Source organism: Streptococcus sp. 2741 (genome assembly GCF_013276315.1).
GTDB classification, from domain to species: domain Bacteria; phylum Bacillota; class Bacilli; order Lactobacillales; family Streptococcaceae; genus Streptococcus; species Streptococcus pseudopneumoniae.
In genome coordinates, this window is sequence record NZ_VMKU01000007.1 from 1 (window position 1) to 6,902 (window position 6,902).

The 6,902-nt window shown below is 42.4% G+C and carries 6 protein-coding genes; all 6 read right to left on the bottom strand.

All coding sequences use genetic code 11. From position 1 onward, the window contains the following. Nucleotides 1-204: 204 nt before the first annotated feature. A complete protein-coding gene (locus HT671_RS01070; RefSeq protein WP_001283900.1) occupies nt 205-870 on the bottom strand; it encodes a TrkA family potassium uptake protein in 666 nt (221 codons plus the stop codon). Nucleotides 871-883: 13 nt separating this feature from the next. Then, nucleotides 884-2,263, bottom strand: coding sequence for a TrkH family potassium uptake protein (locus HT671_RS01075; RefSeq protein ID WP_000897723.1), 1,380 nt, complete (start codon nt 2,261-2,263; stop codon nt 884-886). Nucleotides 2,264-2,476: 213 nt separating this feature from the next. Then, entirely contained in the window at nt 2,477-3,241 is a 765-nt protein-coding gene (locus HT671_RS01080; RefSeq protein WP_054393107.1) for a nucleoside phosphorylase, read from the bottom strand. A 140-nt stretch (nt 3,242-3,381) separates the two neighbouring features. Beyond that, on the bottom strand, nt 3,382-4,236 hold the full coding sequence (locus HT671_RS01085) for a VOC family protein (RefSeq protein ID WP_138703030.1): 855 nt from the start codon (nt 4,234-4,236) through the stop codon (nt 3,382-3,384). Nucleotides 4,237-4,436: 200 nt separating this feature from the next. Next, nucleotides 4,437-5,474: an aldose epimerase family protein gene (locus tag HT671_RS01090; protein WP_138703029.1), complete on the bottom strand. Its 1,038-nt coding sequence runs from the start codon at nt 5,472-5,474 to the stop codon at nt 4,437-4,439. A 116-nt stretch (nt 5,475-5,590) separates the two neighbouring features. Further along, nucleotides 5,591-6,757 carry an SIS domain-containing protein gene (locus HT671_RS01095; RefSeq protein ID WP_166735293.1) on the bottom strand — a complete coding sequence of 389 codons (1,167 nt, stop codon included), beginning with the start codon at nt 6,755-6,757 and terminating at the stop codon, nt 5,591-5,593. Nucleotides 6,758-6,902: the final 145 nt, after the last annotated feature.

The following is a 6,902-nucleotide window of genomic DNA, read 5'->3' on the forward strand; positions in this document are numbered from 1 at the left end:
TAAGACTGACGAAGTCAGTTACCTATACCTACGGCAAGGTGACGTTGACATGGTTTAAATTTGACTTTCGAAGAGTATTACTCTCTCTTGTCACTGCTTTCTATTCTACCATAAAGTCCAGCCTTTGAAGAACTTTTACTAGAATACAAGGCTTCTGTCTCTATTTATCATCTTAAGCATCAAAAAAGAGGGAAGCTCCCTCTTTTACAAATTCAATGCTGCTAGGGTATCCAAATACTGGTTGTTGATGACCGCCAAAATATAGGTATCTGCCTTCAAGAGGTCATCTGGTCCAAATTCAACATCCAATGGGGAATTTTCCTGCTCTCGGAAGCCCAAAATATTCAGATTATATTTGTCACGGAGGTCTAATTTACTCAAACTTTGACCTGCCCAAGACTGAGGAATTTTCATCTCCACAATAGAGACATTTTTATCCAACTGAAAGACACCAACACTATTATGGAAAAGAATGGTATGTGCTAGAGACTGCCCCATTTCATACTCTGGCGAGACAACCGAGTCAGCTCCAATCTTTTCTAGCACTTTCTTAGCAGTCTGACTTTTGACCTTAGCAATAACAGTCGGTACCCCCAAACTCTTACAGTGCATAACCGCAAGCACACTCGACTCCAGATTTCCACCTGTCGCGACGACAACGGTATCGCAGGTATCAATCCCTGCTGATCTCAATAATTCTTCATCTGTGATGTCACCAATCACTCCACGCGCCAAAACTGGCTCAAACTGATTGATGCGCTCTGCGTGGTCATCAATAGCGATAATATTCATATCCTGCTTGGCTAGGGCAGCTAGGACACTGCTCCCAAAAATTCCCAATCCTAAAATTCCAATCGTACGATCTGACATTCTCTTTCCTTTCTTAACCAATACTAATATCTGCTTTCATATAGTGAATCATATCTTTCTTTTCTGGATGGTAATCTGCCAAGCTAACAAACAAGGTCAAGGGACCAATTCGTCCCATAAACATAAGTGGCATGATAACACTGAGAGCCAATTTCCCAAGATCAGAAGTCAAATTTGCCGTTACACCAACTGTACTAAGAGCTGAAATGGTTTCAAATATGAGGTGGATAAAGGGAGGATTGCCTTTGGCTGTCATCCCTAGCAGGATCAATCCTACCAAGAAGCTCATCAAAAAGATAATAAAGACACTAAAGGATTTTTGAACCGTTCGCGGCGCAATCGTTCGTCTCGCAACATTGGCATGAGGCAAGCCCAAAAGCTCACTTCGAGCAAAGACCAAGAGGACAAAAAATGTCGTAATCTTGAGCCCCCCAGCCGTTCCCCCAGGTGCCCCACCTAGAAACATCTGTAAGATATAAATCAAAAGAGTCACAGGATGAGCCTGAGTATAATCTATCGTAGAAAAGCCTGCTGTTCGCATCGTCACTGTTTGAAAAAAGCTAACTAAAACCTTATCGGCAACAGGGAGATTGCCAATCGTTCCAGCATTGTTCCACTCAAGAAAGAGAGTAGTTGCCGTTCCAAATAACAACAAACCTAGAGTCAATAATAGTACAAGCTTCGTATGAAAGTGCAGGCGCCCTTTTTTCTTTCTTCCTACATGACCAGCCAAATCAAACCAGACCATAAAGCCAAAACCACCTGTAATAATTAAGCCTGCAATCACCAGATTGACCAGTAAATCGGTCTGAAAAGCAAATAAACTGGTGCTCCCCAAATTATCAAAACCTGCATTACAGAAGGCGGATATAGCTAGAAAAATGGAACTAAAAAGACCGCGCCCCCAGCCAAGTTGTGGAACAAAACGAAAACTGAGGAATAGAGCTCCCAAACCCTCAACTAGAAAAGTTGTGAGAAAAATAGAATGGACAAACTTTCTCAAAGATCGAGTTTCTCCATAACTAAAACTATCCTGAATAGTTGCACGGCTACGAAGACTAAGCTTTTGCTTGCTCTGGATATAGAAAACCCCAATAAAGGTCATGAGTCCTAGACCACCGATCTGAATCAAGAGCAAACAGATTATTTGACCCCAGATATTATATGTGTGAGCTACTGGAAGGGTTGAAAGACCTGTCACACAGACTGCAGAGACAGCAGTGAAAAGATGATCAAAATAAGTCGCTCGTGAGCTTTCAACTTGGACAAAGGGCAAGCTCAAAAGAAGAGAGCCTAGTAAAATGACCAAGGCAAAACTCAAAAAAATACGACGGGCTGGCGATAAACGAGATAAGCCTAGCTCTATTTTTTCCTTAGATAATTTGAATAACATGTTTCCATTGTACCATAAAACAGAAGAAATATCTCAAATAGGAATGGACAAAACATCGCGTACGCTTATCCTAAAAAAGAGGTTATCCAAACTCGTCCATTTCTAGAAACGTCTAAAAACTACCGACTTCCTATTTTATTCGGCAAAAAATAATCATCAATCAAGCTTTTAAAGTTCTCCTTCACTAAGATAAGAAACTGCCGAGAAAAGCGACTAAAGTTGCACAACACTTGCTAAACTCAGTTCTAACGCCTTCTCAAAAGCTTCCGATCCCCAGTCACGACTATCGTACTGGTCCAAGTCTGCTAAGGAATCAGCTGTGAACAACAATTCTCCCCAGAGAACCCCACGCAGTTGGGCTACTGCCACAAGCGCAGAACACTCCATCTCCACAACAGCACAGCCCTCTTCCTTACGATAAGCCACCTTTTCAGCCGTTTCTCGGTAAAAACCGTCTGTCGTCCAGGTCATGACTTCTTCATAGGGAATCCCTCTGACTTCCAAAACTTGCTCAATGGCAGCAATAGCCTCTGGCTGAATTTCCATATAACGGGAAGGTCCCACATAGTGATAACTAGCTCCTTCATCTCGTAGAGCACGAACAGGGACTAGAAAGGCATTTTCCTCTATATCGGCTAGCACACCACAGGTACCTGTGGAAATAATCTGCTCCACACCATAGCCAATCAACCAATCCATAAACTGGGATGCTGGAGCTGAACCGACAGGAGCCTGAGCCAGACAGACCTCCTCACCCTTGTAGTTGATGACGTATACTGGGTAATTCTTGGTGGCAGAAACAAATTCGCCGACACAGTTGGCTCCTACTTCCCTCGCATAGCGGTCAATCTCCTCACCTAAGAAAGCATAGACACACTTCTTTGGCAACTGTAAATCCAACCCCTCGTGATTGGGCATGATAACCGCCTGAGGATTATCATCAAACTCTAAAATGGGAATCGCATGTTTCTGAATCATAACCCACCTCCTCTAATTTTGTACTATTGTACCAAAAACTGACAAAGTGTCAAGGAGGAAGCTGATGAACTGAGGAAAAGCTAATACTAGAATAAAAACCACTTTCTACAATTGATGCTCTGATTTTCATCACATCCTGTCTATCGAGCTAAGCAAATACGAGTCACAATTCCATCTGAGTCTGTGATTTCCAATTGGCTCGATGTCATCCATTTGATTGGTGCGTCAACTTCTTGTGCTCGTTGGGCAATCGTTAACAGTTCTTCTTTATGTGCGACTTCGATGACATAGTAGGCTAAACCTGGTAAGCCTTGCTTACGCGAATCCAGACCTTTTCCTCCCCATTCGTTAACTGCTAAATGATGATGGTAATCTCCAGCCGCAATCCAACTAGCGCTAGGCACACTGAATTTATCCTCTAGCCCTAACACCTTTTGATAAAACTGGCTGGACTTTCGACTATCCTTGACGGAAAGATGAATATGCCCCATTCTCGTACCTTCTGTCAAGATAAAGGGCTCTACTCTTTCCCCCAACTCATAAATGTCCTGCGCCGCAAGAGCCTCCGTCACTCCGATAATGCATCCATCTTCTCGAATATCCCATGTGGAAACTGGCTTATCTCGATAGAGTTCAATGCCATTTCCCTCCAAATCTTCCAAGTAAATAGCTTCACTGTAACCATGGTCTGCACCGCCGACAAGAGGAATCTGTAAATCTGTCAGGTGTTTCAAGACATCAGCCAAAGCCTTGCGTGTGGGCAAGAGAATGGCCAAATGGTAAAGACCACAATGTTCCCTCACTTCTCCGCTCTCTTGTGCTTGAATCAGCTGTACCAAGACTTTTCCACCAAGGCCTAGAATGGACTCTGTCTCAGTTTGAGATAAGATTTCTAAACCAATAACTTGCTGATAAAAGGCTGTTTGACTGGCCAAATCCTTTACATTTAAAACTGTCTCTGCCAAATAAATGTGACTCTTGTATTCATAGGTCATAAATGGCCCTCTTTTCTCGTTGTAATTATTACAACTATTGTATAATTTCCATCAAGAAAGTCAAGCCAGATAACTCAAAAATAACACCATTTCAGGATAATATAAAGTAAATCATTTCATAATAAAACGCATATTATCAAACTTTTCATCACCTGACAATATGCGTTATTTTAATTTTAAAGACTTTTTGACCAGCTTTTTTATTTCACAACAAGTTCATAACGTGTCTTACTGGTGAAGGTTTGACCAGCTTTAAGGATGACTTGGTCTTTGAGGTCGCTGTGAATGGCATCTGGTAAAGCTTGCGCTTCAAGGGCAATCCCATTGTGCTGCACCATTGGCTGACCAGCCACAAGTACACTCTCATCCACAAAGTTTGCTGTGTAGACTACAAAGCAAGGAGCCACTGTTTTGAAGAGTAGGAAACGACCTGAGTTTTGGTCATAAAGGAAACCAGCATTGTCATGACCTGCAGGAAGGGCAAATGGATGGTCCAAACCAGACACCAGCTGAATTTGCTCATCTTCTTCTGCAAAAATATCCTTCAACAAAGCACCATTGTAGAGGTGTTTAACCACATCACGAGTGGCATCTGGAATTTTGGCCGGAACACCGTCCGGAGCGATTGGATAAATGCCCTCTGTGTTTAGTTGGAAGACATGGCGGTCAATGGTCTGCGTGAAATCACCAGACAAGTTGAAATAGCTGTGGTTGGTTGGATTGACCAGCGTATCCTGATCTGTTGTTACCTTGTAGCTGATTTCATAGGCACCAGTTTCTTCCAAGTGATAGCTGATCCAGATCTTGAGATTTCCAGGAAATCCTCCTGTCCTATCTGTACGCTCTGTATAGAGGGTCAATCCATGGTTGCTCACTTCAACTAGTTCAAACAAGCTCGAATCCCAACCAGTTGAACCACTGTGGTTGCAGTTGCTAGCATTGTTGACTTCAAGGTCATAAGTCTTGCCATTTAATTCAAAGCTCGCACCTGCAATACGTCCCGCCACAGGACCTACGCTCGCTCCATGCTTGGGACTATTGCCTACATAGCTATCAAAGTCATCAAATCCCAAGATAACATTAGCAAAATTTCCAGCCTTGTCAGGTGTGACATAACGCAAGATGGTCGCACCATAAGTCATGACTTCAAGCTGGTAGCCACCGTCCGTCTCAAAACGATAGGCCAAGACATCCTTGCCCTCAACACTTCCAAATACACGCTCTGTGTATGCTTTCATTCTGTTCTCCTTTTACTATTTCTCTCAAGCAAACAAACCATAGAAAGCCTACTGACAATCTATGGTTTACTTGTATGATTTACAAACTCCTTTATCAATAATCTATAAACGCAGTATTACTTTTGATATTCGTGGATGATAACACCTTGTACCACACGATTTACTGTACCTGTAGGAGATGGTGTATCTGGTTTATTTTCTACCTTGAGTGAAGTCAATAGGGCAAAGAGTTGAGCATAAACGATGTAAGGGAAGACACGGTAAATATCATTCAAGACACCGCCACAACCAAGGGCCACTTCTTTGACATTTTCAAGACCAAAAGCTTGATCACTCAAAAGCACAACACGACGAGCAATCTGGTCACCAGCAACTTCACGAACCAAGTCCAAGTCGTACTTACGAGTGTAGTCTGTCCTTGTACCAAAGACCAAAACAACTGTATTGTCGTTGATAAGAGATTTTGGACCGTGACGGAAGCCAACTGGGCTTTCATACATGGTCGCAACTTTACCAGCAGTTAATTCCAAAATCTTGAGCTGAGCTTCATGAGCAAGTCCAAAGAAAGGACCAGCGCCTAGATAGATGACACGGTTAAAGTCTAAATCAACGAGCTCTTTGACATCTTCTGCCTTGTCTAAAACTTTACGGGCAAGACTAGATACAACTTCAAAACGTTCAGACTTAACAGCAAATTCTGTAGGATCAAAGACCAAGAGAGCTGTCAACATCATAGACGTAAAGCTAGAAGTCATGGCAAATCCAGCATCATTAGAGACAGCTGGTTGCAAGAGCAAGAGATTACGGTCATCACCGTGAGCTTGAAGAGCCAATTTACCATCTGCTGCACAAGTAATCGTCACTTGATAAAGCTCATCCACCAAGGATTTGGCCAAATCAACAGTCGCCACACTTTCAGGCGAGTTCCCACTACGAGCAAAAGACACAAGGACAGTTGCCACATCTTTTTTCAAATAGGTTACTGGATTGGCAACGATATCTGTTGTCGCAATAGCATTGAAATTCCATTTGCGTTCGTCATAGACTTCCTTAAAGTAAGGTAGCAAGGTGTCTCCCACATAAGCAGAAGTCCCAGCACCTGTCAAGATAACCTTAATATAGTCATGTTTATCAGCGATTTCTTGTAGGAAGGCTGCAATTTCTTCACGTTTTGCTTGATAAAATTCAAAAGCTTCTCTCCATACATCAGGCTGTTGGTAGATTTCACGCGTAGTGATTTCTGCACCCAATTCGAGCAAGTCTTCTTTTGTATAATATAGCATTGAGTTCCTCTTTTTCTATTAAATATGGGAATGGGAGTAAACTCCATTCCCATGTATATTCTATATAAAATGCTCTAACGATTTTCACGTTGTCACATGAATTGAATCGAGTTCCAACTAAAATCTGTAGGAAACTAGCCGCAGG